The sequence below is a fragment of the Mesorhizobium sp. M0119 genome (assembly GCF_040322615.1).
Classification (GTDB): domain Bacteria; phylum Pseudomonadota; class Alphaproteobacteria; order Rhizobiales; family Rhizobiaceae; genus Mesorhizobium.
The window spans coordinates 20,183-43,213 of the sequence record NZ_JAMYTU010000028.1 but is presented as its reverse complement, the minus strand read 5'-3'; the positions used below and the strand labels follow the sequence as shown (position 1 = coordinate 43,213).

Here is a 23,031-nt window from a genome sequence, read left to right as displayed (position 1 = left end):
TCAGTCAAGCCTCGGCATCCAGTAGATCAACAGATAGATCGGGATCCAGGTCGCGACCACGAAATCCCAGTAGAAGACGTTGTCGCCAACGTCCCCGAAACGCCGGCCGCTATGGCCATGGCGCGTGAACATCAGGACCGTCAGCACCAGCGTGTCGCCGACGTCGGTAATCAGGTGCGTTGTGTGAAGGCCGAGCAGGACCCACAGCATCGAGCCGTACGCATTGGTATCCCAATAAATGTTGAGGGCCGGAAATTCGAACCACCGCACGACAAGCGGTGCGATACCGAGCAGCGACATGACGATCAGGCCGATGCGCACGGGCACCATGGCACAGGCTTCGGTGTAGCGGTTCAGTATGTGATTGGGCACCACGCTGGCGAGCAGCAACAGCGTGACGATGGTGCCCGGCCAATGGTTGGGCGGCGGCACGCCCAATGGCCATTTGGGCGACAGATAGGCGAGGTAAAGATAGGTGCCTGCGGCGAGCGCGAAGCCGGTGCCCTCCAGCGCCATGAAGGCGAGAGTGCCCCACCAGGTCGGGCTGCGCGGTCCGATCCCGAAGGTCGGGAGTTTGGAAAGATCGGCGGCAGGACGCTGTTTCATTCCTCATCCTCCGGATCGCCTTTCGGCCAGAACCAACCGATCAAAGTGATGGCGATCGGCCCGGCTCCCCAGACCACCGCCCACGGGCTGAAGATCGAATAGAGAAAGGTGGCGCCGACGGCGAGCGCGGCGAACAATGGCCAGATCGACGGCGTCGCCGACTTCTCGCGCACATCTGGATGCGCCTCTGCCACGGTCGAAATGACAAGTTCGCGCGCGTCGACGCGAAGCCCGGTCGCGACAGGCAGCGTGTCACGTTCGGCCCAGAGCGGCTCGGCGTGGGTAACCACCGGGATCCGAGCGAAATTATAGCTCGGCGGTGGAGAGCTCGTCGCCCATTCCAGCGTGCCGGCATTCCAGGGATTGTCCCCGGCCGGGGCGCCCCTCGAGGCGCTGTACACCAGGTTTATAGTGAACAGAACGAAGCTTAGGAACAGGATGACCGCGCCGGCTGTGATGAACAGGTTGATGTTGCCCCAGCCGAGTTCCACCGGATAGGTGTAGACCCGCCGCGGCATGCCCCACAGGCCGACAATGTGCATCGGAAAGAACGCCGCATTGAAGCCTAGGAAGGCAAGCCAGAAGTGCCAGCGTCCGAGACGTTCGCTCATCATCCGGCCGGTGATCTTGGGGAACCAGAAATAGGTCGCGCCGAGCAGCGGGAACACCGACCCGCCGATCAGCACGTAATGGAAATGCGCGACCACGAAATAGGTGTCGTGCACTTGCAGGTCCAATGGCACCGACGCCAGCATCACCCCAGTCAGGCCGCCCGCGACGAACGTGAAGAAGAAGCCGAACACGAACAGCAGCGGCGTTCTGATTATCGGGCGTCCGTCCCACAATGTCGCCAGCCAGCAGAAGATCTGCAGCCCGTTCGGGATGGCGATCAGCATGCTCGAGGCGGTGAAGAAGCTCGCGCCGAGCTTGGGCAGACCGGTTGCGAACATGTGGTGAACCCACAGGCCGAACGACAGAAAGCCGACCGCGATCAAGGCCAGTACCATGCTCAGATAGCCGAATACCGGACGCCGGGCGAAAGCGGTGATGATCGAGGACACCATGCCGGTAGCCGGCAGGAATATGATGTAGACTTCGGGGTGGCCGAAGAACCAGAACAGGTGCTGGAACAGCAATACGTCGCCGCCCTCGGCGGGATTGAAGATATGGGTGCCGACCAGGCGGTCGAGGATCAGGAACGTCGACGTGATCATGACCGCCGGCATGGCGAACACGATGACGAAGGAGGTGACCAGCATCGCCCAGACATAGAGCGGAATCTTGTCCAGCGACATGCCCGGCGCACGCTGCTTCAGCACGGTGACGATGGTGGCAACCGCGACCGCCAACGATGACACTTCGGTATAGGTGATCATCTGCGCCCACACGTCGGAACGCTTGCCTGGCCCGAATTCAGGACCGGACAGCGGCACGTAGGAGAACCAGCCGACGTCGGGCGCCATGTCGAGTGCAAACGAGACCCAGGCGAAGAGGCCACCGGAGAGATAAATCCAGAAGCTGAATGCATTGAGGCGCGGAAAGGCGATGTTGCGGGTGCCGACCATCAGCGGCACGAGGTAGATGCCGGTCGCCTGGACGATCGGCACCGCAAACAGGAACATCATGGTCACGCCATGCATGGTGAACAGCTGGTTGTAGCGGTCGGGCCCGATCAGCCCGCGCTCCGGCCCCGACAGTTGGATGCGCATGGCAACGGCGCTGAGGCCACCGAGGCACAGGAAGGCGAAAGCGGTGATCAGGTAGCGCCGCGCGACAATCTTGTGGTCGACGCTCGAGAGCGCACCGATGATGCCCGGCGCCGTCTGCCATGTCCGCGCCAGCCAGCGGTCAAGGCTGGAGTCGTCGAGGCTGGTATCGCGAGGACCGTCGCGCTCGGGGGCCAGGTCTCCTTTGCCGGCCGCTGCTCGCTCGCCGGCGAGCCGACGCTCACGGGCCACGTCGGCGCTGCTCATTTCAGGCCCTCGAGATAGGCGACGATCGCATTCAGTTCGTCCCCGTCCAGTCGCACCACCGGCATGTGGGCGCCTGGCTTGATCCCCTGCGGATTGGCTATCCAGGCTGCGAGATTGCCGCGGCTCATTGTCAGCGTGCCGGCAGCGAGCGTTTGCCGGCTTGCGATATGGGTGAGGTTTGGGGCGACCGTGCCGCCGGCGATGGTGCCGCCGATCTTGTGGCACATCACGCATGGCCGTTTGAGGAACAGGTCGTGGCCGGTTTTGGCCTCGGCCGACACGGGGGCGGCTGCCGGCCGCAGCTGATCGTTCAGCCAGGCATCGAAGACGGGCCGAGGTTCGGCGATGATGAAGGTGCTCATATTGGCATGCTGCGCGCCGCAGAACTCGGCGCATTGCCCGCGATAGACGCCGGGCTTGTCCGCCTTCAGATCGAGAACGTTCTCGTGGCCTGGAATGACGTCCAACTTGCCCGAGAGGTTCGGCACCCAGAAGGAATGGATAACGTCGGTCGAGGTCACCACAAGCCGCACCGGCTCGCCCGCCGGGATGTGGATTTCATTGGCGGTCGTCAGGATGCGGTTCGGCTGGTCGTTTTCGTAGCGCACCTCCCACCACCATTGATGCCCGGTCACCCGGATCGTCAGCGCCGCATCCGAGCCGATGGCGGCGAGCGTCCCGTTAGCGAAGTAGCTCAGCAGCGTCAGGCCGACCAGGATCAGGGCGGTAGCGGCGAGTGCGGCGACGACAATTCGCATCTTGCTGCGCTCGGCCGCAGCGTCGAGGACAAGCGGGTCGCCGAGCGGCGCCGGGCGCCGGGCCAATGGCACGATCAGCACGGCCATCACCAGAAGCCAGACCACCGTGCACAGCGCTGCGAAGAACCAGATCAGCCATGCGAGTTCGCTCGCGGCCGGGCCCTTTGGGTTGAGCGCGGATTGCCAGCCGCTGCATCCTGCGAGGAGCAGGATGCAGGCCGTGCACAAGCACACCGTCCAGACACCGCGGCTCACGGCGACTTCCCCAGCGTCGCGGCGTCCGGCAGGCGATTCTCGGATGGATGAGGCATCATGTCGTCGTTGCGGCCCGGCGCGGCGGAGGACGGTGCGTTGCCGCTCAGTGCGCGGACGAAGGCAGCAAGCTCCCAGATCTGGTCATCCGGGATCGTGTCGCGGAAGCTCGGCATGCCGTTTGGCCGACCGTCCCTGATCGTGGCGTGGATGCTTTCGATCGAGCTGCCATAGAGCCACTTCTGGTCCATGAGCGCCGGGCCCATGCCGCCACCGCCATTGGCATGGCAGCCGGAACAGTTGAACCAGTTGAACAGACGCTTGCCCTCGCTGAGGTGGAAGGCGTTGGCCTCGAACACGCCGGCCTTGTTGTCGGACGAGGCCGGCCGTTGGCCGCCCGGCTCGAGGGCCGTCACGGCTGTCGGTTGGTCGCCCGAGCCGAGCGCCGACTGTGGACGCGTGTCGCGTTCCTCACGCTGGCAAGCGGCAAGGACGAGCATCGCCGACAACAAGCATGGAAGGCCGCGGTTCATCGCACTACCGCCCCGGCGACGTCGAGGCGAGGCACGCCATATTCCGCCAGGATTGCATCGATCTCGGCGCGGTGTTTGGCGAGCGCTGCGTCTACCTCGCTACGCAGCGCATCGTCGTCGTGGCGCACACCCATCGAGATGTCGTAGATCATCGGCAGCAGCGGACCGTCGATGCGCGGCGCAACCGGCGTAATCCGCAACGGTACTTTTTGCCTGGCACCGAAGTAGCCGGCCAACGGCCCCCAGACGACGGCCATATCGATGTCGCCATTCGCGACCGCCTCAATGATGCGCGCTGGCGGGTTCGGCGCCGAATAGTCGCCATAGACGGGGAAACCGACGAGATGGCCGACGATGCCGCGACTGCCAAGCGCCAGGACGGGTGGCGAGTTGGCGCCGTCGTCGCCGATCAGCTGGACGCCGATGTGCAGATCGCGCAGGCGAGGATCGTTGAAGGACGCGATTTCCGGCGCATCCCTGCGTGTCACGAACACATAGGAAGACCGGTAGTAGGGCGCGGTGGTGCGCAGCATCTCGAGATTGGCGGGTGTGCCGGGCACCAGATCGCACAGGCCGGCTTTCAGCGTGTTGCGGACGAAGCCGCGCCGCTGTGCCCACCATGTGTAGGAAACCGTTGCGCCAAGCTCCGTCGCGACGAGTTCGGCGATCTTGTTTTCAAAGCCCTGCCTGGCGGCATTGGAGAACGGCATGTTGTTGGGATCGGCGCAGATCCTCAGCTCGCGCGCATCGGCAACGGCGGCGACGAGCGAGAGCGCCAGTGCGCCGACCGCGGCGCCAAACCGCCGGGAAGATTTTCTCCGTGCGCGCGCAACTCGGCCGATCGTCTCAAGGCAGCCGGAACACATACAGCGTACCTCCCGGCGTGGTTACATCCTTCAGATCCTTCATGACGTTGACGAAGCCGAGCGCGGCGGTGGCGTCGCGCGGATCGAGATCGCCGGATACGATCGCGCCGGCCCAGCCGCCGACGCCCGAAAGAATCGCGACATATTGGTGCCCGTCAGGGCCGCGATAGGAGATCGGCTGGCCGATGATGCCGGACGACGTCTTGAACTGCCAAAGCAGTTCGCCGGTCCTGGCGCTGACCGCCTTGAACCAGCCTTCCATCGTGCCATAGAACACGACGTTGCCGGCGGTGGCGACGGCGCCGCTCCACACCGGAAAGTTCTCCTTCAGGCTCCACGCCGGCTTGGCGGCGGCGACATCCCAGGCGGTGAAAGCACCGCGATTGCCGCCCGGCCCGGGAATCATGCGCACGTTCATGCCGACATAGGGCGTGCCGGCGATGTAATTCACCTCGACGCCTTCTTCATCCATGCACATGTTGTTGTGCGGGATGTAGAGCAGGCCGGTCTTGGGCGAGAACGCCGAAGGCTGCCAGTCCTTGAGGCCGGATGCGGTGGGACAGATGTCGCGCACGACCTTGCCGGTGCCGGTCTTCTTGTCCGGATTTACAATCAGCCGGCCGGTCTTGAGGTCGACGCCCTTGCTGGAATTGACTGGCCCGAACGGGACCGCCGACAGGACCTCGCCCGTGGTGCGATCCAACAGATAGACGTAGCCGTTGCGTTCCGGCCGCACGAGCACCTTGCGGGGCTTGCCCTGCCAGGTCATGTCGAGCAGCACCTGTTCGTTGATGCCGTCGTAGTCGTGCAAATCGTGCGGGGTCCATTGATAGAACCATTTGGCTCCGCCGGTGTCGGGATCGCGGGCAAAGATGCCGGCGGTCCATTTGTTGTCGCCGGGCCGCAGATCCGGATTCCACGGACCGGGATTTCCGGTGCCGTGGAAGATCAGGTTTAGGTCCGGGTCATAGGAGATCCAGCCCCACACATTGCCGCCGCCGATCTTCCAGGCGTCGGGCGGCCACGACGTCACGCCGAGATCCTTGCCCTTGTCCATGTCGTAATGCGGCTTGAAATCGGGGCCGATCAGCACCTCGGCGTCAGGGCCGGTATTGTAGGCCGTCCAGACGACATGCCCGTCGCCGGCGTCGAGCGCCTTGATCCAGCCGCGTACCCCCATTTCGCCGCCGGAATTGCCGACCAGCACTTTGCCCTTCACCACCAGCGGCGCCATGGTGATGGTCTCGCCGATATTGATGTTGCCGATATGGGTGTTCCAGACCGGTTTGCCGGTGGCCGCATCGACGGCGATGGCATGGCCGTCGAGCGTGTTGAAATAGATGCGCCCGTCGAAGAAGGCTGCACCGCGGTTGACCACGTCGCAACAGGCAACGCCCTGCGCCGCACGCTCGGGATTGGGCTCGAATTTCCACTTCATCGGCGCGCCAGGCTTGGTAAGGTCAAGCGCGTAGAGAATGTTGGGAAATGGCGTCACGATGTACATCGTGTTGCCGACCACCAGGGGCGCAGCCTCCTGACCCTTGTTGACGCCGGTCGAGAAGGTGAAGGCCACTTGCAGGTTTTTGACGTTGTCTTCGGTGATCTCCGCAAGTTCGCTGTAGCGGGTCGAGGCGTAGTTCTTTGCCGGCATCGCCCACTGGCCGTCGTCGGGCGGAGCAGCTGCGGCAGGCGGTTTTATCGCAGGGCCTGATTCGGGCTGAGCAACCGCCGCGGCGATCAGCGCGAAGCCTGCCAGCAGCGTCCATCCCAGCCTCGCAGCCATTGGCCTCTTTCCCCTTTTGCCAGGCACCCTATTTTTCGCCGCCACCAGTCGCGCTTGCCTCACTTGCTGTCGAGTTGCCGACGTTGGCGCAGACCTCCAGTAGCTGCAGCTGCGCCGTGTTTGTTGAACACTCTCCAACGCGTGAGCGGCGCAGAAGTGCCAAATGCAACGAAATAAATGTCGGAGTCGGTTGGCCAAGAGTCGGCGGCCGGGCGCTCGGGACAGCCGATCCGAGTGTCCGCACTCAAGTCGGTAGTAAATCTATTCCCGGCGGTCCGGGTTCGGCTGGAACGGAGCGGCGCCTATCGCAGTTGTGTCGAATGCTGTCTGCAGTCGAGCAACTGGCTCAATCGGTAAAAGAGCGGCGAGCGATCCTGTTCGTTGGAGCCGGGGTGTCGATGAGCGTCGGCTTGCCGTCCTGGCAAAAGCTCATCGAGCACATGCAAAACGAGCTCGGTCTCGACGAGGATATGATCGGCGCACCTGAAGCCAGCTATCAGGCCCTTGCCGAATATTACCGGCTGAAGCAGGGGAGCCTCGGCCCTTTGCGCAGTTGGATGGATCGCGAATGGAGCGTCTCACCGGAAAAAGTGCAGGGCTCGGCGATCCACAAGCTCATCGTATCGCTCGATTTTCCGATCATCTACACCACCAACTATGATCGCAACCTCGAAGTCGCCTTCGAGATCCATGGCCGGCCCTTTGTCAAAGTCGCCAATGCGAAGGACTTGCCAAAGGCCACCGGCGAGGTGACGCAGATCATCAAATTCCACGGCGATTTCGACGACGATAAATCGTTGGTCCTGGCGGAGACCGATTATTTTGAACGGCTATCGTTCGATTCGCCGCTCGACGTGAAGTTTCGCGCCGACGCGCTGGGGCGCACCATCCTGTTCATCGGCTACAGCATGTCTGATATGAACATCCGTCTGCTGCTGCATCGGCTTTGGCAGACCTGGCGGCGGTCGGGCTACGAGAAGAGCCGCCCGAAATCCTTCATCTTCATGTCGCAGCCGAGCATCGTCCAGGAGGCTGTCCTCGGCCACTGGGGCATCGATATGCTGACCGAAGAGGCCGACGATCCTGAGGACGCGTTGCTCGCATTTCTGAACGAACTCAAGGACAGGGTCAGCCGGCCGAACGGCGCGTGAGAAAACCTGCGGAAGCGGATTGGTCAGGCAGTGGGAACCGGCTGGTCCGATGTGAGTTCGGGAGGACTAACGTATCCGGGACCGAGCCTGAATGGGCGCACGCAAACACAAGCGAAGAATGCATGCCAAACACGACCTGTCGGCCGAGTTGGCCTATGAGATCGATTTTTTTGCCCGCAAGTGCGGCCTGACGAGGGACGAAGCGCTCAAGATGATGCGAGATGCCGGCCGGTTGAAGGATGGCACCAAGGCATCTGGCGAATCCGGGTCGAAGTAGCCGCATGGGTTCTACATAGCGGGCGGCCGGGACGGTCATCCCGACACAGATGCTTCGTCGTCGGTCTCGGTATCCGCATGGCAGTCGGTGGTGGCGCGCACCGCTGAGGATCGAGCGATGCACCGGCCGCCGCCGATGGAACATCCGCCGACAATTTTCGTTGACATGCTCCACAAGGCGAGAGGTCGAACATGTCGAACTTCCAAGCCGCCACCCCGGAGCGTTTGCAGCAGCTCAGGCTTGAGGCGACGGCGCACTTTGCGCCGCTCATATTGCGCGAGGCGTTGGTGCGTCTCTGCCGGGCCTGCGGAAGCGATAGCCTTGAACGTTTCGAGAAGACCATGGTCGATCAAATCGAGGCATCGCGTGACGACAAAGCCGATTTCGATGCAATGAAGGAATTTGCCATCGAACAGCTCTATGGCTGGATTCGAGACGTCAAGTCTTCACCGGACATGACACAGCCGCTGGAGAACGTAGATACCCGAAGGACGTCCGGCCGATCGGAAGAGCCGCAAACGCTGGAAGACCAGTTGCAGGCAGGCCTTGAAGATTCCTTCCCGGCAAGCGACCCGCCGGCGGTCGTCTCCACTGCGATCCCCGGCGGATCGAAGAAGCTGGTCGGAACCGACGAGGTCCTCAGGCAAAAGCGGAAGAAGGCCGAGGGCGCGAGCCAATCGTGACATGCCGCGTTTTGGACGCCATTGAGGGATCCCTGTTCACCCGGTATCCGATGCGAAGGCTGCTGTCGGGGCAGGTCTAGGATGCGACTGATCTTCGACGAGGATTCTCGCCTCCCAGGCAGCGTTGACGAATGCTTCGCGAGCCTCCGCCGCCGTGATTTGGCCGATCTGGGCGCCATCCAATGCTGCTGTCGCGATCAGCGACAACGGGGCGTTGCGCGCCGGCCATTTTTCGCTCTTGAGGCAGTATGCGGCTTCGAAAACCGAACTGACCGTTCGCGATCGCCCCGGCTTACCGAAGTAGATGCAAACCGGAACATCGAAATCTTTCCTGAGCATGGCGGTACTCCGACTTATCAAAGGCAAGTAACAGTAGCCTCTATGTTTGCAGCGCCCGGCAGGGTTTCAGCCTGGATCGTGGGCTTCCCTTGGTTTAGTCCCTGCAGGCATTTCGGCTAGCATATCGTGCGCCAGAATTCCGGCCTTGCGGGCAAATGCTTCGAACGCCGCGCGCACCGTCTCGACGTCGACCTCGTCAGCTAGCCCGGCGCGACAGGCGTCGAACGCCGCCTTGTGCGCCGGACCGCGGCTCGGCCATTCGTTCAGAACGTCATAGGCCTGCCAGATGTTTTCGACATAGCGAGGGAAACCAAGGCCGACGAGAATTGGAACGGGGCGGCCAAAGGATTTTTTTGTCATCTGTATCTCCACGAAAGAGCCGCCGGGTCAACGCGCAAAGGCGGACACGACGCCGATGCTCTTTAACGCGGGATTACTGCACGAGTTGCAGCGGGTTTGTTCGATAGCGCAACGCCGGCCCCGACATTATTTGTTGGTCCGTATCTTTTGCCGGGGATTGATACCGCCTTGCGGCGTGGTGTCGTTCTCGACATCGCCTTCGAACGTGTTGTTGCCCTGATCGAGCCGGTCGCCCTCCTTGATCGTGCCCTTGGAACTGCCGATGCCGGGATCGTTGGCAAGATCGCTATCGGCCGGCGTTTTGCCTTTAACGTGCTTGTTTCCTGTCATGAATTCCTCCTGTTTTGACGTGGCGGACTATCCTTGAGGTGGCGGCCAAGGCTAACTGCGAAATCGCGTTTCGACGCGCCAATGGCGGCGTCCCGGATTTTCGGACGACCTCGATTCGAACTCCGCGATACCGGTGGTTGTTCCGTCAAAAATATCGCCATCGGCCGGGCTGCCCAGCCAAGCCGCTCCGGTTCTTGGTTGGGTGATTTCGCCCACCGGAACGATCTTTCGCCCAATGCATTTAACAGGTCTGCGCTCACGAACTCATTCTGGACGGGAGCTGGACCATTGCCACCCACAGCCTACGCCTTCGCGACCCGCGAAACCGAAGAAGTTTCCATCGTCCACCTCATACCCGCTTTAAGGGCTTTCGCGCGTACTTTCTGCCGCACTCCCGATGATGCCGACGACCTAGTCCAGGAGACGCTGACCAAGGGGCTGGCCAACATCGACAAGTTCGAGGCTGGAACGCGTATGAAGTCATGGCTCTTCACCATCATGCGCAACACTTACTACACGCGTGTCAGGGCCGCCGTGAGGGAAGCGCCCGGCCTGCTCGACTGCGCTTCCCTGCGGCCGATCTCGGAAGCGACGCAGGAATGGTCCGTACAGGGCAAGGAAGTCCACCAGGCCATCCAGAGCCTTCCCGAGCACCAGCGCGAGGTTCTGATGCTGATAGGCGTGCTGGGCGTCAGCTATGAGGAGACGGCCGAAATATGCGGTTGCGCGGTGGGAACCGTGAAAAGCCGGCTCAACCGCGCACGCGCCGGCGTGCTGCAATGCCTTGGCGAAAGTTCCTCGCAAACGCTGATGGAAAGGCGCAGCTATCTGTCCGAAGGACAACTGGACTTCGAAGCCGAGAGGCGCCGCTAATACACGTCACGTTAGTTACTGGTCTCGCGCAAGCGCCTTTCCACAAGCGCGTTCTGCAATTCGATCGCCAGTTTGGTCAGCCGGTCAGGAACCCTTTCCTGTTCGATGGCCGCAAGCAAGGAAGCGATTTCCCGGTCTATCGTCAGATCGGCACGCGTGCTGACGGAATCTTCCCTTGAGCGAGACATCGCGTTCTCTTGGCAAATGTTGGTCCCTTCACCTCACTCTGGTGGCTACAGTGCGAGTTTGCAAGAATTTGCAGGCTATCCATGCGACCGGCTTCGGTCCTTGCACAGTTTCGTCAGCGGCTGGGCTCTCGCTGCGTTTCAATTGCTCGCCGGCTGCAAGCCACATGCTGCCGCAACGATCAGTCTTCAGGCCGCCGATCCGCTGAATGATCCTGGTACTGCTCGGACTTGACCCGATTGCCGTCGAGCCCACGCTCCTTGGTGTGCTGCTTCTTGTCTCTGTTGGACAGAACGGCGTTCTCTCCGATCTTGTCCTTGGGAAGATCGGTCATCGCGCCAGCGCCAGCGCCTTTGCCGTGACTGCCGCGACCGATGTGCTTCTTGCTGCCGGACGCCATCTTGTCCTCCTTCATACTGTCGAATAGCGGCTTTTCCCGTTCGGCATCCGAACCAGCGTTGGGCCGCAATGTTCCGCCGGAAATCGTAAGCAGGAAGGCATCGCCATCCCAGTGCCGGAACGGCTTTTCGCCGTCGACGAGGACTTGCATGCCATTTGCATTGGCGAAGTTATGAACGTCGGCGCGATCCAGCGCCGGCGATCCGCGATATGAATAATTCAAGAGCACCGCCATGCCCGGCCTCTTCAGCACGCGCGCGATTTCCATGAAATGTCGTTCCGCGAGGCCGGCCAGCACCAGATAGGGAAAGCTGTCGACGGCCAGCACGCGGTCGAAGCTGGCATCGCGAAAATCGGCAAGATCGAAACCGCGGGTAGGGCGGAATTCCACATTGCCGAGCCCGGCGCATCGCCGGCGGGCGATCGAGATCATCGCTCGGGATATATCGCTGCCGACGATCCGGTGCGACAGAGCGGAGAGCGCCTGTTCGAACCGACCGATACCACAGCCGATATCCAGTATGTCGCGGCTGGTGCCGGTAAAGCCCCGCCTCTCCAGCCATGCAACGATCTCAGCCGTAGCGGCCGAGAGCTTTTCCTCATTGCCCAGCGACGACAGCTGGACGCTCGCCGCCGGGGAGATCGCCGCCGCCGCGTCAAACCCGGCCGCCAGCCGCTTGACGACCGCATCGTCGGTCTCTCCCTCACCGCGTTCGTGCCGAACGGCACCACCCGTTTTGCACAGCGTGGCGAAGATCTCGGGCCTGCGCTGAAGCAGGTCGGCAATCCGTTGTAGTTTTGCCGTCTTTCGCGGATCGGCCGAGTGCGTGTTTTGCGCAATCTTCGCCAGTTCTGCGGCATTGATTCCTGTCTCGAAACGGAGAGCCAGCCTGGCGATGACGGCTTCGGCGCCGGCACCGTCTGCCATGCAGTCCTCCAGCACCCGCCTTGCCGATGTCGACCGCCGCGATCCCGGCTGGGTCGCGCTCATCGCCGTTTGCTCCGCGTCCAGATCTTGCGCATCGTCCACCGGTCGACGGCGCCCCAGCTGTATTTGTAGGCCTCTTGTCCGCGCAGAAAATCGAACTCTTCCGCGCCTTCGCAGATCGCCTGCCTTATCGCCTGGCCGATGAGCAGCGCGCCGGGACTTTCCTCGGCATAGGCCGGATCGAAGCCACCGAGATAAGCGTAGGCGCGGCCACGATGATGGAACCCGTAATAGGCGCCTACGATCGCGTCACCGATGGTCATAAGCCAGCATCGGGCAAGCACTTGTGCGACCAGCTGCGGCAGTGCCTGACGGTGGAATTCTTCCACGCGGGTATCGGACAGAACGCCGTCGCCGTGTCCGGCCCAGCGCGCGCGGTGAAGGCGGATCAGGTGATCGAGGAATGTCTGCGGATCGGACAAAGCGGGTTCGATGAAGACCCGGCCGCGTCTCGACGCGGCCCTGTGGGCGCGGCGCAATTGGCGCCTCCGCCGCGCCGGAATACAGCCTTGAAGCGTCTGATCGCCGGCGAGGGCGAGCACCGGGCAAGCGGCGTGATCGACGGCTTGGCACGATTCGAGCGCGGCATGCCTGATGGCAAGGCCGGCGCCGCCGGGAGGCAGGTCCTGCAAGATCCACTGTGACCAGCCGAGGGAAAGAACCGTGTCGGCGATGGCGACGGCGACCGGTTCGGCGGTTTCGGGAATACAAAGGACATCCAGATAGTCGCTCAATGAAATCCCGAGCGGAAGCAATCGCGCGCCGGCGTCCTGGCATTCCAGATAAAGTGGCGCCAGGCCGACCAGATCGTCGCCACGCCAGACGGCGACCGTGGCGAGCTCGCCGGGAGCGAATGTCCGCCACCACGGCAGCAGCCATGCGGGAGACTGGAACGGCGTCGCCGAGGGACCGCGCGACCAGAGTTCCCACCAGTGCGGCTCGAGGGCTTCGAGGCCCGCCGGATCGTCGATGATCTCACTGCGGAGCATGTCCCGCTCACCTCGCCGTTGCGAACTGCCCGCTGTTTGTGCCGAGCCGTGCCAGCGCCCGATAGGCGTCCATGTAGGAGGAAACCATGCGGTCGAGTGAAAAGCGCCGCCGCGCCTCGGCCCGGCAGGTCTCGGGGTCCAGGCCAGGTGCGGCAACTATGGCTTCCGCCATCTCGTCGATATCCCCGACCAGATACCCCGTCTTGCCGTGCTCGACCACATCCGGCAGTGCGCCATTCGGGAAGGCCACCACGGGGGTGCCACAGGCGAGCGCCTCCATGGCGACGAGCGAACTGGTTTCCGCGGCAAGGCTCGGGATGACCAGGCAGCGGGCTGTGTTTAGTAGGCGCCGCTTGGCGACAAAGCCGAGCGGACCGAGGAAGCGGCGCTGGTCGTCCAGCCGCGGCTCGACCTCGTCGCGAAAATACGCGGTGTGGCTTTCGTAGGGGTAGACTTTGCCGCCGACGACCAGCGGCACACCGGCCTTCTTGGCTGCGTCCAGCGCCAGATGGATGCCCTTTTCCGGGCAGACGCGGCTGAGCACGAGCGCAAAGTCGCGCTTGGCCTGCCGCTCACTCAGCGCATCGATGTCCACTCCGTTGGGGATCGGTTCGATGAGCCTGGCTCCCGGTGGCGCGGTTCTTTGCTGAGCCGCCGATACCGCATGCAGCCACAGATCCTCCCGCGCCGGATTGAGAGCGTCGGCCGGATACCAGTCGAGCGGCAAATGCAGGGTCACCAATGTCGGCCCGTCGCCCGGCAGATAGGCGTCGAAATCGATGCCGTGCAGGTGGACCACGTCGATTGGCCAGCGGGCGCGTGCGGTAGCAATTGCGGCGCGATGAGCACGCTGCGCCCGGCGCTTCGCCGCTTCATCGAGCACGCCCGGTTCGGCCGGTGTCTCGATGAGAGTGCCCGCAGCGCTCGAGCCCTGGCAGCCGATCACGATCGAGCGGTGTCCGGCCTGTACGAGCGCCTGGTCGAGCATCGACAGCACCTGCTCGGCACCACCGACCGCATCCGGCCCGACCGGGGCGAGGGGATAGGCGACGTTGAGGACGGTGAGCGTCATGGCTGGAGAGCCGAAGCTCCTCACGCTGCGGAGGCGCGCAGCCTGCCGGCGGAAGGGGCAGCGATGCTGCCGGCATAGCGGCGCGTCATCGCCGCGCAGAACTCGGCGAATTCCTCCGGCACCAGCGGCGGACTGCTGTGGTGCGGCATCATTCCGCGGTGTTCCGGCGTGAAGCAGAAGGTGACCGTCACGTCGAAGTCGGCCAAAGCCTCCATCTGCCGGTCGAACCAGTCAAGCGCGTTGGGCCTGAAGCTGTCGGCCCAGGAAAGCCCGGTGCGCAGATTGGTGACGCCGAGCCGTTTCATCCAGGCGACGGCGTCGTCAAGCCGGCGATCTTCGAAATGGAACCACTGCACCAGTCCCAATGCCGGCGCGTGGTGCAGGAATTCCTCGAGCGCGGGCTTTGGCGTGCCGTCCTGGCGAAGCAGGCCCATGTAGAAATGGCGATAGTAAGACGAGCCTTCCGCCTCGCGATGGCGCGTCGTCGCTTCCCACTCGCGCGGCAGGTCGTAGAGGCTGTACCATTGGATGCGCGGTGCGTTGCCGATCAGCAATTCCGCGGTCCGGCGCAGGCCCCAGACCTGTACCTCCTCGGCGCCGAAGGTCGATACGCCGACCTCGCTGACCCATACCGGAAGATCGGTAACAGCCGAGATCTCGCCGATCTTCTGCGGCCATTCGTGGATCTGCCAGAGGTTCCAGTCGAGCGGAAAGCCGTGCACGGCGACCGCGTCGACATGATCGAGCACGCCGAATTCCTTCATCCGTGTCATGAAGCCGGCATCGATCGGCGAGATGCCGCCAAGGACTTTGGTCAAGGCGGGATTCTCCGACGCGATCGCGTCGGCGGCCAGGATTGCCGTAGTGGCGAAGCGGCTCCAGTCGGGGTCGAGCTCGGGATCCCAGTGGGATTTATTGTTGGGCTCGTTCCAGATCATCGCGGCTTCAATCATTTATCTGTCCTTTCGACGGGTAGACGGCGCCGCCGTCGGTCGGTAAGTCGGCGGTGCGGCAGAAATAGACCTCCTGCTCCGGTTGCAGCACGATCTCGAAGCCGGCGCTGCGCAGCATGGCTTCGGTGCAGGCACGGTTGGGAATCCACCAGTTGGTCGGGTCGTCGGCGTAACGATGTTCGATGAAATGCAGCTTTGGGAACTCCGGCCGGTCGAACAGGTCGTGGGTCCAGAAATGATAGTTCTGCTCGAGCGCCGGCACGTTGGTGCTGCCGCGCTGCATCGACTGGAAGATCATCAGGTCGTCGGCGACATGCTCCCGGATCAGATCGAGTGCGAGCAAGGGATGGCGCAAATGGTAGAGCACTCCCATGAACAGCACGATGTCGAACCGCTCATGCAGGGCGCCAACGTCGTAGACCGAGAGCTGCCGGAATTCGATGTCGCAGTCCGCCACCTCGGCGGCAAAGCGCGCCTGCGCCAGGTAAGCCTCATCGAAATCGATGCCAAGCACGCGGCCGGCGCCGCGGCGTTTCATCTCGATCGAGTAGAAACCCGCGTTGCAGCCTATGTCGAGCACCGCCTTGCCGGAAAGATCGGCGGGAATCGCGTCGGCGAATTTGCGCCATTTGATCAGCGGATAGTTGCCAAGGAAATGGTCGGGAGCGGTTTCGATGCCGGCCAGTTCCATGTTGTGGAACCATGGGCCGAGCGCATCGATACGGCGGCGGATTTCGGCATCGGAATGCAGCATGGCTAGCCTCCTTCGCCTGCGAGGATAGGAACGTGCTGGTGGCCGGGCAGCGTAATGGCGGCTTGGTCGTCCTTGGTACCGGCGGCGCTTTCAAGCAGGCGAAGTGCGGTGCGGTAGCCGTTGAAGGTGCCGACGTCGACATAGGCGGTGCCAGCCTTGATGCCATAGGCTTCGCCTCCGGCGGCGAGATAGGCATTGACCAGCGTGCCGATATATTCGTCGCACCGGTCCCGTTCCCGCCACAGCGCGGCGAGCTGGTGAAGGGTGCGGCCGGGCATCTTGAACGCACCCCAGATCCAGTTCGACTGGGCATTCTGCTGCTTGACCTGGATTTGCTTCACCCGGTCGTCCTCATCGACAACGACGGCATCGAAGAACTCCGGCTGGTCCACCGGAAACAACAGGAAGGACAGGCCGTCGTCCGGAAGGGCCAGGAAGCCGTCTTCGGGAAACCAGATTGTATCGGGCAGCCCGACCAGAACGGTCTCGTCGGCCGTGACGAGCGGTGCGGCGCGGAAGATGGCGTCGCAAAGGCCGACCGGAGAGGGCTGCACCACAAACAGAGCGGCCGCGTCGGCATAGCCGGCAGAATAATATTCGAGGATATCCGATTTACCCGAACCGATGACGAAGCAGATCTTGTCGGCCCCTGCGCGCACCATGCGGCGCACCAGATATTCACTGACAGCGCAAGGCCGCTCGGTGTTGCCGTCGATGCGGCTGCCGACCGGCAGAAGCTCCTTCGAAAAGCCGAGCGGCTGGATGCGGCTTCCCCGTCCGGCTGCGGGCACGATGCCCAACATCAAACTGCCTCCTTCCACGGCTCGCCAAGCGTGGAGCCGTGCAGTGCATCGGACAGGATGCGGTCGAATTCCTTCGCCCGCCGCGCCGAGGTGTGTTCGTCCAGCACCCGCTCCCGCGCACGGCGGCGGATCGCGTCAAGCTCGGCGTCGGACAGGTCGAGCGCGGCGACCACGTCGTCGGTGCTGTTGGCCACGACGATCTCTTCACCAGGCCGGAAAAAGGCCTCCAGTCCGGGCCATGTGTCGCTCACCATCGCAGCACCGCAAGCGGCGGCTTCGAATAGCCGGCCGGAAGGACACCAGCCCCTTTCGGCCATCGCCTCGCGGGTCACGTTCAGGGTCAGTCGTGATGATGAAAAGAAGGCGGGGTGGTCGGCTGGCGGAAGATGCCGGACGAAGAAGATATTGTCGCTCCACGGGAATTCTTGCGGATATTGTGCGCCGCCGATAATGAAACGGCGCTCCGGCAGGCGCGCAGCCGGACTGACCAGCAGCCTTTCGACCCCGGCCTGGCGGTCCGCCGCATAGGTCCCGAGATAGGAAAGATCGCCGGCAAACTCCGGCCTGGGCGGGGCCGGCCGGTGTCGCTCTGGATCGACATGGCCGTAGAGCGGCATGACGCGGCGTGCACCCAGCATCGACCTCAATGCGTCGATCGCGGTTCCTCCAGTGTAGCTCAGCACGAGATCGAAATCGCGAAGCCCTTCCGGCCCGAAATAAGCCGGAGGCTCACCTTGTTCGATCCGCGCCAGCGTCACCGGCGTGTCCAGATCGTAGAAGACCTTCAGCCCGCGACAGGCCTGCTGGGCAAGGCGCGACGCGCTCACGGCATCGGGGCAATAGGAGGTGACGATGACGACATCGGCCTCTTTCATCGCCTGCTTGGCAACGCGCTGGATGTCCTGCCAGTCCGGATAAAGGACAAGGTTGCCGCCATCCAACTGGTCGAGGTCGCGCGTCCCGGCATAATAGGGAGTGTTGCGTTCGAAGAAGGTGATGGACCAGCCCAGCCCGGCCATCGCCCGGATCAATCCGCGCCACAGTGTGGCGTGGCCGTTGCCCCACGACGATGTCACGGTAAGACCGAAAATGACCATGCGCATCCGGCAATTCCTCGTCAGGCAGCTTCGTTGAGTCTGATCAGCTTCGACCCCCAGTCCCCCCAAACAACCGTGGTGATCGACGCTGGGTCGATATCGAAGCGAAAGCAGTTTCCCAGCGACAGGCCGAGCACTTTGCACACGGCGGCCTTGATGACGTCGGCATGGCTGACCAGTGCGACGCACTGGTTCTGGTATGTTCCGCGGACCTGCTCGATCAGCGAGACGACGCGTTGCTGCACGTCCAGCATGGTCTCGCCGCTCGGCGTTCTCGCCTGCTGACGCTGGTCGTTCCACGCTCGCCAGTCGGCATCCTGGTTCAGCTCCTCGAAGGTCTTTCCCGACCAGGTGCCGAAGTCGATCTCATCGAGTTCCTCGCGGATCACGATTTCACCGGCATTGCAGGCGAGCGCGATCGGATTGGCCGTCTCCTGCGTGCGTTCGCGCGGGCTGCAGAAGATTGCCGCTATCGCCTCGCGTGCCATGCGGTCAGCCAGATGCGAGGCCTGTGCCCTGCCGGCTTCGCCAAGGCACACGCCAGCCATCCGTCCGGCAAGATAACAGCCGACATTGTCATGCGCGGCGTGGCGCACCAGAAAGAACGTCGTCGTCATTCCGCGGCATCGAGCATCGGCTCGTCCTTGCCGGCGATGAAAGAGAGCGTGCGCTGGCGGGCTTCCGCGTCGGTGAACTGCTCGGGCGGCGATTTCATGAAATAGCTGCAGGGACCGGTCAGCGCGCCCGCGATACCGCGGTCGAGCGCCAGCTTGGCGCAACGCACCGCATCGATCACGACGCCGGCCGAGTTGGGCGAATCCCACACTTCCAGCTTGAGCTCGGCATTCAGCGGCACACCGCCGAAGGTCGTGCCTTCGACCCGGATATAGGCCCACTTGCGGTCGGTCAGCCATGGAACGTGGTCGCTTGGCCCGACATGAATATTGCCGGGCTCCAAGGGAACGTCGATCTGGCTGGTGACGGATTGGGTCTTTGAGATCTTCTTCGATTCCAGCCGCTCGCGCTCAAGCATGTTGAGGAAGTCGGTGTTGCCGCCGAAATTGAGCTGGTAAGTGCGATCGATGCGCACGCCGCGCTCACGGAACAGGTTGGCGAGCAGCCGGTGGACGATCGTCGCACCGACCTGGCTCTTGATGTCGTCGCCGATCAGCGGCAGGCCGTGCTGCTCGAAGCGTCGGCGCCACTCCGGCCGCGAAGCGATGAAGACTGGTATGCAGTTGACGAAGGCGCAGCCCGCCTCTAGCGCGCACTCGGCATAAAAGCGCGTTGCCTGCTCCGAACCGACTGGCAGATAGGACACCAGGATTTCGGCGCCGCTTTCGGCGAGGATCTTGCCGACGTTGGCGACCGGCTCGTCGGCCTCCTCGATCTCGTCGCGCAGATATTTGCCGATGCCGTCCAGCGTTGGCCCGCGTTCGACGCGGGCGCCGGTGGGCGCCACATTGGCAAAGCGGAAAGTATTGTTCGGCGCGCTGTAGATCGCGTCTGCCACATCGCGTCCGACCTTGCCCTTGGCGACATCGAAAGCGCAGGCCACCTCGATGTCCTTGACATGATAGCCGCCAAGATCGGCATGCATCAGCCCGGGTATGGGCTCATTGCTCCTTGCGTCGCGGTAATAGGTGATGCCCTGAACGAGGGAGGACGCGCAGTTGCCGACGCCGACTATACCGATTCGAACTTTCTTCGATCCCACGAAACCGCTGCCTATGCTGTTGAAGGTAAGTTCTTCGTGCCAAACCGCCTTCCTCCCGGATTGTTCCTTGCCGGCTGCAAAAATCGTGCAACCGATAGTGGATCAAAGTAGCGCCCGCCGAGTTGTGCAGCGAGGGGTGAGGCAAACCGGGATGGGACAATGATCGTCTATGGCGACCACAAGCAAATGCGGAGCGCGCGATATGTTCGCGCCTCGGCCTGCGACGCGGCCGGGCACATTGCGGACATGCCAAGTGGGATCGAACGCCACGCAGCGCTGGTCGGCCTGTTCATCAGGGCTTCGGAACTGGTCCAGGGCCTCGCCGATGCTGAATTCGAGGCCAACGGCATGGACAGGAATTCCCGACAGCGGATCGCGGGCGCGAACCTCCTGGTCGGCTTGGCCCGGGACGTGGGCAGATCGTGGGGGGCCGGATTTGCCATCGATGGTCCGGTCGATGCTGACGTGCCGCGAATACTGGCCGAACTCGATTGCGATGGCGAAATCCTGACCGGCACGGCTGAAGGATTTGCCCATTACGCGCTCTATCCGGAGAGCTATTTCGTCGCCGCGCGGCAGTCGGGTCTCGATGCGAACACATGCGTGATCGGCATCCGCAGCATCGGCCTGGGGCTGGCAGCGATGGTGGCGGCAGCCATCGGCGCACCGGCACCCGTCAGCGTCCGTCCGACCGATCATCCGTTTCGCAGGCGGCTTGCCGCCGATCCGGAACTGATCGGCGGCTGGAGGACAAGGCCGTCGGCCCATTTCGCTGTCGTCGACGAAGGCCCGGGCCTGTCAGGCAGTTCGTTCCACGCCGTCGTCGCATGGCTGCAAGCGCTGGGCATCGATGCCGGGCGCATCCGTCTGTTCCCAAGCCATTCGGGTGGGCCGGGTCCCGAGGCATCGGCGGACAGTCGTGAGGCATGGACGGTTTGCCAAAAACACACCGCGGATTTCGAACGGACTTTCCCCGCTGGATCCGCTGTCCCGACGTTGCGGGATTGGGTCGCCAGGACGATCGGCCGCACAGCGGTCAAGCTGACGGAAACATCCGCCGGAGAGTGGCGTCGCTTGCATTATGGCTCGCAGGATGATTGGCCCCCCGTCCACCGCAGCTTCGAGCGGCGAAAGTTTCTTGTTTCTGCGGGCCGGGAAAAATGGTCGGTCAAATTCGTCGGCCTCGGTGAAATCGGAATGCACAAGGCCGAGACTGCCAGGAGGCTGCACGATGCAGGCTTTGGCCCGGATATCGCCGGGCTGTGCCATGGCTTTCTCGTCGAACGTTGGATCGACGGTACAACGCTGGACCGCGCAAGGCATTCGAAAGAAAAGGTGGTCGCTCATCTCGCGCGCTATCTGTCCTGGCGCGCAGCCAATCTGCCCGCGTCCGAGCCGGGCGCCTCGCTGGAGGCGCTTGCCGACATGGCCGCGCAGAATACAAGTGAGGCGCTGGGCGAAAGCCGCGCGGCGGAGCTGCAGACCTGGCTCTCGACACAGGTTCCACCCAAGACCATGCAGCGGGTCGAGATCGACGGGCGGCTTCATCCGTGGGAGTTCATCCTTTCGCGCGATGGCAGGCTCGTGAAGACGGACGCCCTCGATCATTGCCGATCCCACGATCTGATCGGCTGCCAGGACATCGCCTGGGACATTGCCGGCGCCCGTGTCGAGTACAGCCTCTCCGACGCGGCGACTGCGCCGCTCTGCAAGGCTGTGGAAGCGAGGGCCTCCCGTCCCGTCGATGCCAATCTGGTCCGCTACTACGAGCCCTGCTATCTCGCCTTCCAGCTTGGCTTGTGGAGCATGGCTGCACGATCTGGCCACGGTCGCGAACAGGACCGGCTGGCGGCCGCGGCACGACGTTATACGGCGATGTTGCTTCGTTTCCTGGAAAGCCAAGGCGACCTGCGGCAGTCGAGCGGGATCAATCCAGCCGGCGCAGCATATCTGCTTCCTTTTCGAGGATGGCCGCTACCTCCTCCCTCTGAAGATGCGTCAGCATCAGGCTCACGCAACATTCCAGATAGGTGATGGAGGCGCGGCGCAGGAAGGCAGCCGTCTCTCTTGCGGCCATTTGTTCGATGTCTTTGGCGGATCGTTTGGGATGCACAATCGTCTCCATGCCGGTACCTTGGCAGAACCAGAAGCTGGACGGGTTGTTCCCGCGACGAGAAAAAGTGACCAAATCCGCAACGACCGCGCGATCATGCAGCGGCCAGACGCTCCCCGCTATCAGGCCGGCAGGTTTTGCAGCCGGCCTGATGCAGAACGCGCGGTAACGGCAATTCGACGTCTTCTATCGACCATCTGCGCCGTCTCAAGCTCGGCAAAATAGCCGATCGTGCGCATCAAACCTTGCCTGAGCGGCACTTTTGGCGACCAGCCGAGAAGCTTCCTTGCACGGGAAATGTCGGGTTGCCGACGACGAGGATCGTCTTGCGGCAGCGGCAGGAATTTCAAGGCCGATTCGGTGCTGGTCATGCGCCTCACCAGGCCCGCCAATTGCAGGATGGTGAACTCCCCCGGATTGCCCAGATTGACCGGCTGGCGCGGATTAGGATCGACCTCCATCAACCGGATCAAGCCGTCGACCAGATCGGAAACGTAGCAGAACGACCTGGTCTGCAGCCCGTCGCCGAATATCGTCAGCGGCCGTCTCTCGAGTGCCTGCATGATCAGATTGGAAACGATCCGTCCGTCCGCAGGGTCCATCCTGGGACCATATGTGTTGAAGATGCGCGCGACGCGGATATCGGCCTTTCCCATTCTCAAATAATCAAAGCACAAGGTTTCGGCGGTGCGCTTGCCTTCGTCGTAGCAGGCGCGGGGGCCGATGCAGTTCACGTGGCCGACATAGTCCTCCTTTTGCGGATGCTGTTCGGGATCGCCATAAATTTCGCTGGTGGACGCCTGCAGGAAGCGGGCACCATTGCGGGCGGCGAGCTCCAGCAGATTGAGCGTCCCGATGACGCAAGTCCGCGTCGTGTGGACCGGGTCGGCCTGGTAACGCGGCGGCGAGGCCGCGCACGCCATGTTGAAGATGCGGTCCACCGGCTCGCCAAGCTCTAACGGCCGGCAAATGTCTTGCTTGATCAGCCGAAAATCCGGACGATCGCCGATCGATGCTATGTTCTCCATCCGGCCGGTAAGGAAATTGTCGACGCAGATCACGCGCCAGCCGGCCTGGAGCATTGTCTCGCAAAGATGCGAACCGAGGAAGCCTGCGCCGCCGGCGACAAGCACGGTCCTGGTCCGTTGCGCCTTTTTTGATAGCTGCATCTCTATC

The 23,031-nt window shown here is 62.9% G+C and carries 25 protein-coding genes and 1 pseudogene; 5 read left to right on the top strand and 21 right to left on the bottom strand.

Annotated features, from left to right (window positions below):
* Genes NKJ40_RS22790 through NKJ40_RS22765 form a run of 6 tightly spaced genes read right to left on the bottom strand, consistent with a single transcriptional unit; the run spans position 1 to position 6,771 of the window.
* Positions 1-606: a cytochrome c oxidase subunit 3 gene (locus NKJ40_RS22790; RefSeq protein ID WP_352468010.1), complete on the bottom strand. Its 606-nt coding sequence runs from the start codon at positions 604-606 to the stop codon at positions 1-3.
* Positions 603-2,579 (bottom strand): cytochrome c oxidase subunit I, encoded by a 1,977-nt coding sequence (gene ctaD, locus NKJ40_RS22785; protein ID WP_352468009.1) that lies wholly within the window; start codon positions 2,577-2,579, stop codon positions 603-605. The genes NKJ40_RS22790 and ctaD overlap by 4 nt, the downstream gene beginning before the upstream one ends.
* On the bottom strand, positions 2,576-3,592 hold the full coding sequence (coxB, locus tag NKJ40_RS22780) for a cytochrome c oxidase subunit II (RefSeq protein ID WP_352468008.1): 1,017 nt from the start codon (positions 3,590-3,592) through the stop codon (positions 2,576-2,578). The genes ctaD and coxB overlap by 4 nt, the downstream gene beginning before the upstream one ends.
* Complete coding sequence (locus NKJ40_RS22775) at positions 3,589-4,122, bottom strand: c-type cytochrome (protein ID WP_352468007.1); 534 nt, start codon at positions 4,120-4,122, stop codon at positions 3,589-3,591. The genes coxB and NKJ40_RS22775 overlap by 4 nt, the downstream gene beginning before the upstream one ends.
* A complete protein-coding gene (locus tag NKJ40_RS22770) occupies positions 4,119-4,988 on the bottom strand; it encodes a substrate-binding domain-containing protein (protein WP_352468006.1) in 870 nt (289 codons plus the stop codon). Before NKJ40_RS22770 ends, NKJ40_RS22775 begins: the two co-directional genes overlap by 4 nt.
* A complete protein-coding gene (locus NKJ40_RS22765; RefSeq protein ID WP_352468005.1) occupies positions 4,969-6,771 on the bottom strand; it encodes a methanol/ethanol family PQQ-dependent dehydrogenase in 1,803 nt (600 codons plus the stop codon). Before NKJ40_RS22765 ends, NKJ40_RS22770 begins: the two co-directional genes overlap by 20 nt.
* A gap of 320 nt (positions 6,772-7,091) precedes the next feature.
* On the opposite strand from NKJ40_RS22765, the gene NKJ40_RS22760 reads away from it, so the two are divergent.
* The 3 genes from NKJ40_RS22760 (at position 7,092) to NKJ40_RS22750 (ending at position 8,882) form a co-directional block, all read left to right on the top strand.
* A complete protein-coding gene (locus tag NKJ40_RS22760) occupies positions 7,092-7,922 on the top strand; it encodes an SIR2 family NAD-dependent protein deacylase (RefSeq protein WP_502903746.1) in 831 nt (276 codons plus the stop codon).
* A 118-nt stretch (positions 7,923-8,040) separates the two neighbouring features.
* Positions 8,041-8,199, top strand: coding sequence for a hypothetical protein (locus NKJ40_RS22755; protein ID WP_352468003.1), 159 nt, complete (start codon positions 8,041-8,043; stop codon positions 8,197-8,199).
* 191 nt (positions 8,200-8,390) lie between these two features.
* On the top strand, positions 8,391-8,882 hold the full coding sequence (locus NKJ40_RS22750) for a hypothetical protein (RefSeq protein WP_352468002.1): 492 nt from the start codon (positions 8,391-8,393) through the stop codon (positions 8,880-8,882).
* A 36-nt stretch (positions 8,883-8,918) separates the two neighbouring features.
* Here NKJ40_RS22750 and NKJ40_RS22745 read toward each other — a convergent pair whose 3' ends face one another.
* From NKJ40_RS22745 to NKJ40_RS22735, 3 genes are all read right to left on the bottom strand, one after another.
* Entirely contained in the window at positions 8,919-9,221 is a 303-nt protein-coding gene (locus NKJ40_RS22745; protein ID WP_352468001.1) for a DUF982 domain-containing protein, read from the bottom strand.
* 66 nt (positions 9,222-9,287) lie between these two features.
* Positions 9,288-9,581, bottom strand: a complete 294-nt coding sequence (locus tag NKJ40_RS22740; protein ID WP_352468000.1) for a DUF982 domain-containing protein — start codon at positions 9,579-9,581, stop codon at positions 9,288-9,290.
* A 126-nt stretch (positions 9,582-9,707) separates the two neighbouring features.
* A complete protein-coding gene (locus tag NKJ40_RS22735) occupies positions 9,708-9,911 on the bottom strand; it encodes a hypothetical protein (protein ID WP_352467999.1) in 204 nt (67 codons plus the stop codon).
* A gap of 288 nt (positions 9,912-10,199) precedes the next feature.
* Between NKJ40_RS22735 and NKJ40_RS22730 the strand changes: the two genes are divergently transcribed.
* Positions 10,200-10,784, top strand: a complete 585-nt coding sequence (locus NKJ40_RS22730; RefSeq protein ID WP_352467998.1) for a sigma-70 family RNA polymerase sigma factor — start codon at positions 10,200-10,202, stop codon at positions 10,782-10,784.
* 11 nt (positions 10,785-10,795) lie between these two features.
* Here NKJ40_RS22730 and NKJ40_RS22725 read toward each other — a convergent pair whose 3' ends face one another.
* The 11 genes and pseudogenes from NKJ40_RS22725 to NKJ40_RS22675 form a co-directional block, all read right to left on the bottom strand.
* Positions 10,796-10,972: a hypothetical protein gene (locus tag NKJ40_RS22725; protein WP_352467997.1), complete on the bottom strand. Its 177-nt coding sequence runs from the start codon at positions 10,970-10,972 to the stop codon at positions 10,796-10,798.
* A gap of 179 nt (positions 10,973-11,151) precedes the next feature.
* A complete protein-coding gene (locus NKJ40_RS22720; protein WP_023676213.1) occupies positions 11,152-11,370 on the bottom strand; it encodes a hypothetical protein in 219 nt (72 codons plus the stop codon).
* 192 nt (positions 11,371-11,562) lie between these two features.
* A pseudogene (locus NKJ40_RS22715) lies at positions 11,563-12,297 on the bottom strand (class I SAM-dependent methyltransferase); the annotation flags it as partial.
* Between the two features lie 59 nt (positions 12,298-12,356).
* Positions 12,357-13,346, bottom strand: a complete 990-nt coding sequence (locus NKJ40_RS22710; protein WP_352467996.1) for a GNAT family N-acetyltransferase — start codon at positions 13,344-13,346, stop codon at positions 12,357-12,359.
* A 7-nt stretch (positions 13,347-13,353) separates the two neighbouring features.
* A complete protein-coding gene (locus NKJ40_RS22705) occupies positions 13,354-14,418 on the bottom strand; it encodes a glycosyltransferase family 4 protein (protein ID WP_352467995.1) in 1,065 nt (354 codons plus the stop codon).
* Positions 14,419-14,438: 20 nt separating this feature from the next.
* Positions 14,439-15,371 (bottom strand): glycoside hydrolase 5 family protein, encoded by a 933-nt coding sequence (locus NKJ40_RS22700; RefSeq protein ID WP_352467994.1) that lies wholly within the window; start codon positions 15,369-15,371, stop codon positions 14,439-14,441.
* Positions 15,364-16,125: a TIGR04290 family methyltransferase gene (locus NKJ40_RS22695; protein WP_352467992.1), complete on the bottom strand. Its 762-nt coding sequence runs from the start codon at positions 16,123-16,125 to the stop codon at positions 15,364-15,366. Before NKJ40_RS22695 ends, NKJ40_RS22700 begins: the two co-directional genes overlap by 8 nt.
* Before the next feature lie 2 nt (positions 16,126-16,127).
* Positions 16,128-16,928, bottom strand: coding sequence for a nucleotidyltransferase family protein (locus NKJ40_RS22690; protein ID WP_352467991.1), 801 nt, complete (start codon positions 16,926-16,928; stop codon positions 16,128-16,130).
* Positions 16,928-18,031 (bottom strand): CgeB family protein, encoded by a 1,104-nt coding sequence (locus NKJ40_RS22685; protein ID WP_352467990.1) that lies wholly within the window; start codon positions 18,029-18,031, stop codon positions 16,928-16,930. The genes NKJ40_RS22690 and NKJ40_RS22685 overlap by 1 nt, the downstream gene beginning before the upstream one ends.
* Positions 18,032-18,045: 14 nt before the next feature.
* Positions 18,046-18,642 (bottom strand): histidine phosphatase family protein, encoded by a 597-nt coding sequence (locus tag NKJ40_RS22680; protein ID WP_352467989.1) that lies wholly within the window; start codon positions 18,640-18,642, stop codon positions 18,046-18,048.
* Positions 18,639-19,742 (bottom strand): inositol-3-phosphate synthase, encoded by a 1,104-nt coding sequence (locus NKJ40_RS22675; RefSeq protein ID WP_352467988.1) that lies wholly within the window; start codon positions 19,740-19,742, stop codon positions 18,639-18,641. Before NKJ40_RS22675 ends, NKJ40_RS22680 begins: the two co-directional genes overlap by 4 nt.
* A 159-nt stretch (positions 19,743-19,901) precedes the next feature.
* Between NKJ40_RS22675 and NKJ40_RS22670 the strand changes: the two genes are divergently transcribed.
* Positions 19,902-21,776 (top strand): hypothetical protein, encoded by a 1,875-nt coding sequence (locus NKJ40_RS22670; RefSeq protein ID WP_352467987.1) that lies wholly within the window; start codon positions 19,902-19,904, stop codon positions 21,774-21,776.
* Positions 21,777-21,977: 201 nt separating this feature from the next.
* Here NKJ40_RS22670 and NKJ40_RS22665 read toward each other — a convergent pair whose 3' ends face one another.
* Positions 21,978-23,024, bottom strand: coding sequence for a UDP-glucuronic acid decarboxylase family protein (locus tag NKJ40_RS22665; protein WP_352467986.1), 1,047 nt, complete (start codon positions 23,022-23,024; stop codon positions 21,978-21,980).
* Positions 23,025-23,031: the final 7 nt, after the last annotated feature.

Bases quoted from the DNA above. Each gene is read 5' to 3' on its own strand.
- NKJ40_RS22790 (WP_352468010.1), bottom strand. From the start codon at position 606: ATGAAACAGCGTCCTGCCGCCGATCTTTCCAAACTCCCGACCTTCGGG.
- ctaD (WP_352468009.1), bottom strand. From the start codon at position 2,579: ATGAGCAGCGCCGACGTGGCCCGTGAGCGTCGGCTCGCCGGCGAGCGA.
- NKJ40_RS22775 (WP_352468007.1), bottom strand. From the start codon at position 4,122: ATGAACCGCGGCCTTCCATGCTTGTTGTCGGCGATGCTCGTCCTTGCC.
- NKJ40_RS22770 (WP_352468006.1), bottom strand. From the start codon at position 4,988: ATGTGTTCCGGCTGCCTTGAGACGATCGGCCGAGTTGCGCGCGCACGG.
- NKJ40_RS22765 (WP_352468005.1), bottom strand. From the start codon at position 6,771: ATGGCTGCGAGGCTGGGATGGACGCTGCTGGCAGGCTTCGCGCTGATC.
- NKJ40_RS22760 (WP_502903746.1), top strand. From the start codon at position 7,092: ATGCTGTCTGCAGTCGAGCAACTGGCTCAATCGGTAAAAGAGCGGCGA.
- NKJ40_RS22755 (WP_352468003.1), top strand. From the start codon at position 8,041: ATGCATGCCAAACACGACCTGTCGGCCGAGTTGGCCTATGAGATCGAT.
- NKJ40_RS22750 (WP_352468002.1), top strand. From the start codon at position 8,391: ATGTCGAACTTCCAAGCCGCCACCCCGGAGCGTTTGCAGCAGCTCAGG.
- NKJ40_RS22745 (WP_352468001.1), bottom strand. From the start codon at position 9,221: ATGCTCAGGAAAGATTTCGATGTTCCGGTTTGCATCTACTTCGGTAAG.
- NKJ40_RS22740 (WP_352468000.1), bottom strand. From the start codon at position 9,581: ATGACAAAAAAATCCTTTGGCCGCCCCGTTCCAATTCTCGTCGGCCTT.
- NKJ40_RS22735 (WP_352467999.1), bottom strand. From the start codon at position 9,911: ATGACAGGAAACAAGCACGTTAAAGGCAAAACGCCGGCCGATAGCGAT.
- NKJ40_RS22725 (WP_352467997.1), bottom strand. From the start codon at position 10,972: ATGTCTCGCTCAAGGGAAGATTCCGTCAGCACGCGTGCCGATCTGACG.
- NKJ40_RS22720 (WP_023676213.1), bottom strand. From the start codon at position 11,370: ATGGCGTCCGGCAGCAAGAAGCACATCGGTCGCGGCAGTCACGGCAAA.
- NKJ40_RS22710 (WP_352467996.1), bottom strand. From the start codon at position 13,346: ATGCTCCGCAGTGAGATCATCGACGATCCGGCGGGCCTCGAAGCCCTC.
- NKJ40_RS22705 (WP_352467995.1), bottom strand. From the start codon at position 14,418: ATGACGCTCACCGTCCTCAACGTCGCCTATCCCCTCGCCCCGGTCGGG.
- NKJ40_RS22700 (WP_352467994.1), bottom strand. From the start codon at position 15,371: ATGATTGAAGCCGCGATGATCTGGAACGAGCCCAACAATAAATCCCAC.
- NKJ40_RS22695 (WP_352467992.1), bottom strand. From the start codon at position 16,125: ATGCTGCATTCCGATGCCGAAATCCGCCGCCGTATCGATGCGCTCGGC.
- NKJ40_RS22690 (WP_352467991.1), bottom strand. From the start codon at position 16,928: ATGTTGGGCATCGTGCCCGCAGCCGGACGGGGAAGCCGCATCCAGCCG.
- NKJ40_RS22685 (WP_352467990.1), bottom strand. From the start codon at position 18,031: ATGCGCATGGTCATTTTCGGTCTTACCGTGACATCGTCGTGGGGCAAC.
- NKJ40_RS22680 (WP_352467989.1), bottom strand. From the start codon at position 18,642: ATGACGACGACGTTCTTTCTGGTGCGCCACGCCGCGCATGACAATGTC.
- NKJ40_RS22670 (WP_352467987.1), top strand. From the start codon at position 19,902: ATGATCGTCTATGGCGACCACAAGCAAATGCGGAGCGCGCGATATGTT.
- NKJ40_RS22665 (WP_352467986.1), bottom strand. From the start codon at position 23,024: ATGCAGCTATCAAAAAAGGCGCAACGGACCAGGACCGTGCTTGTCGCC.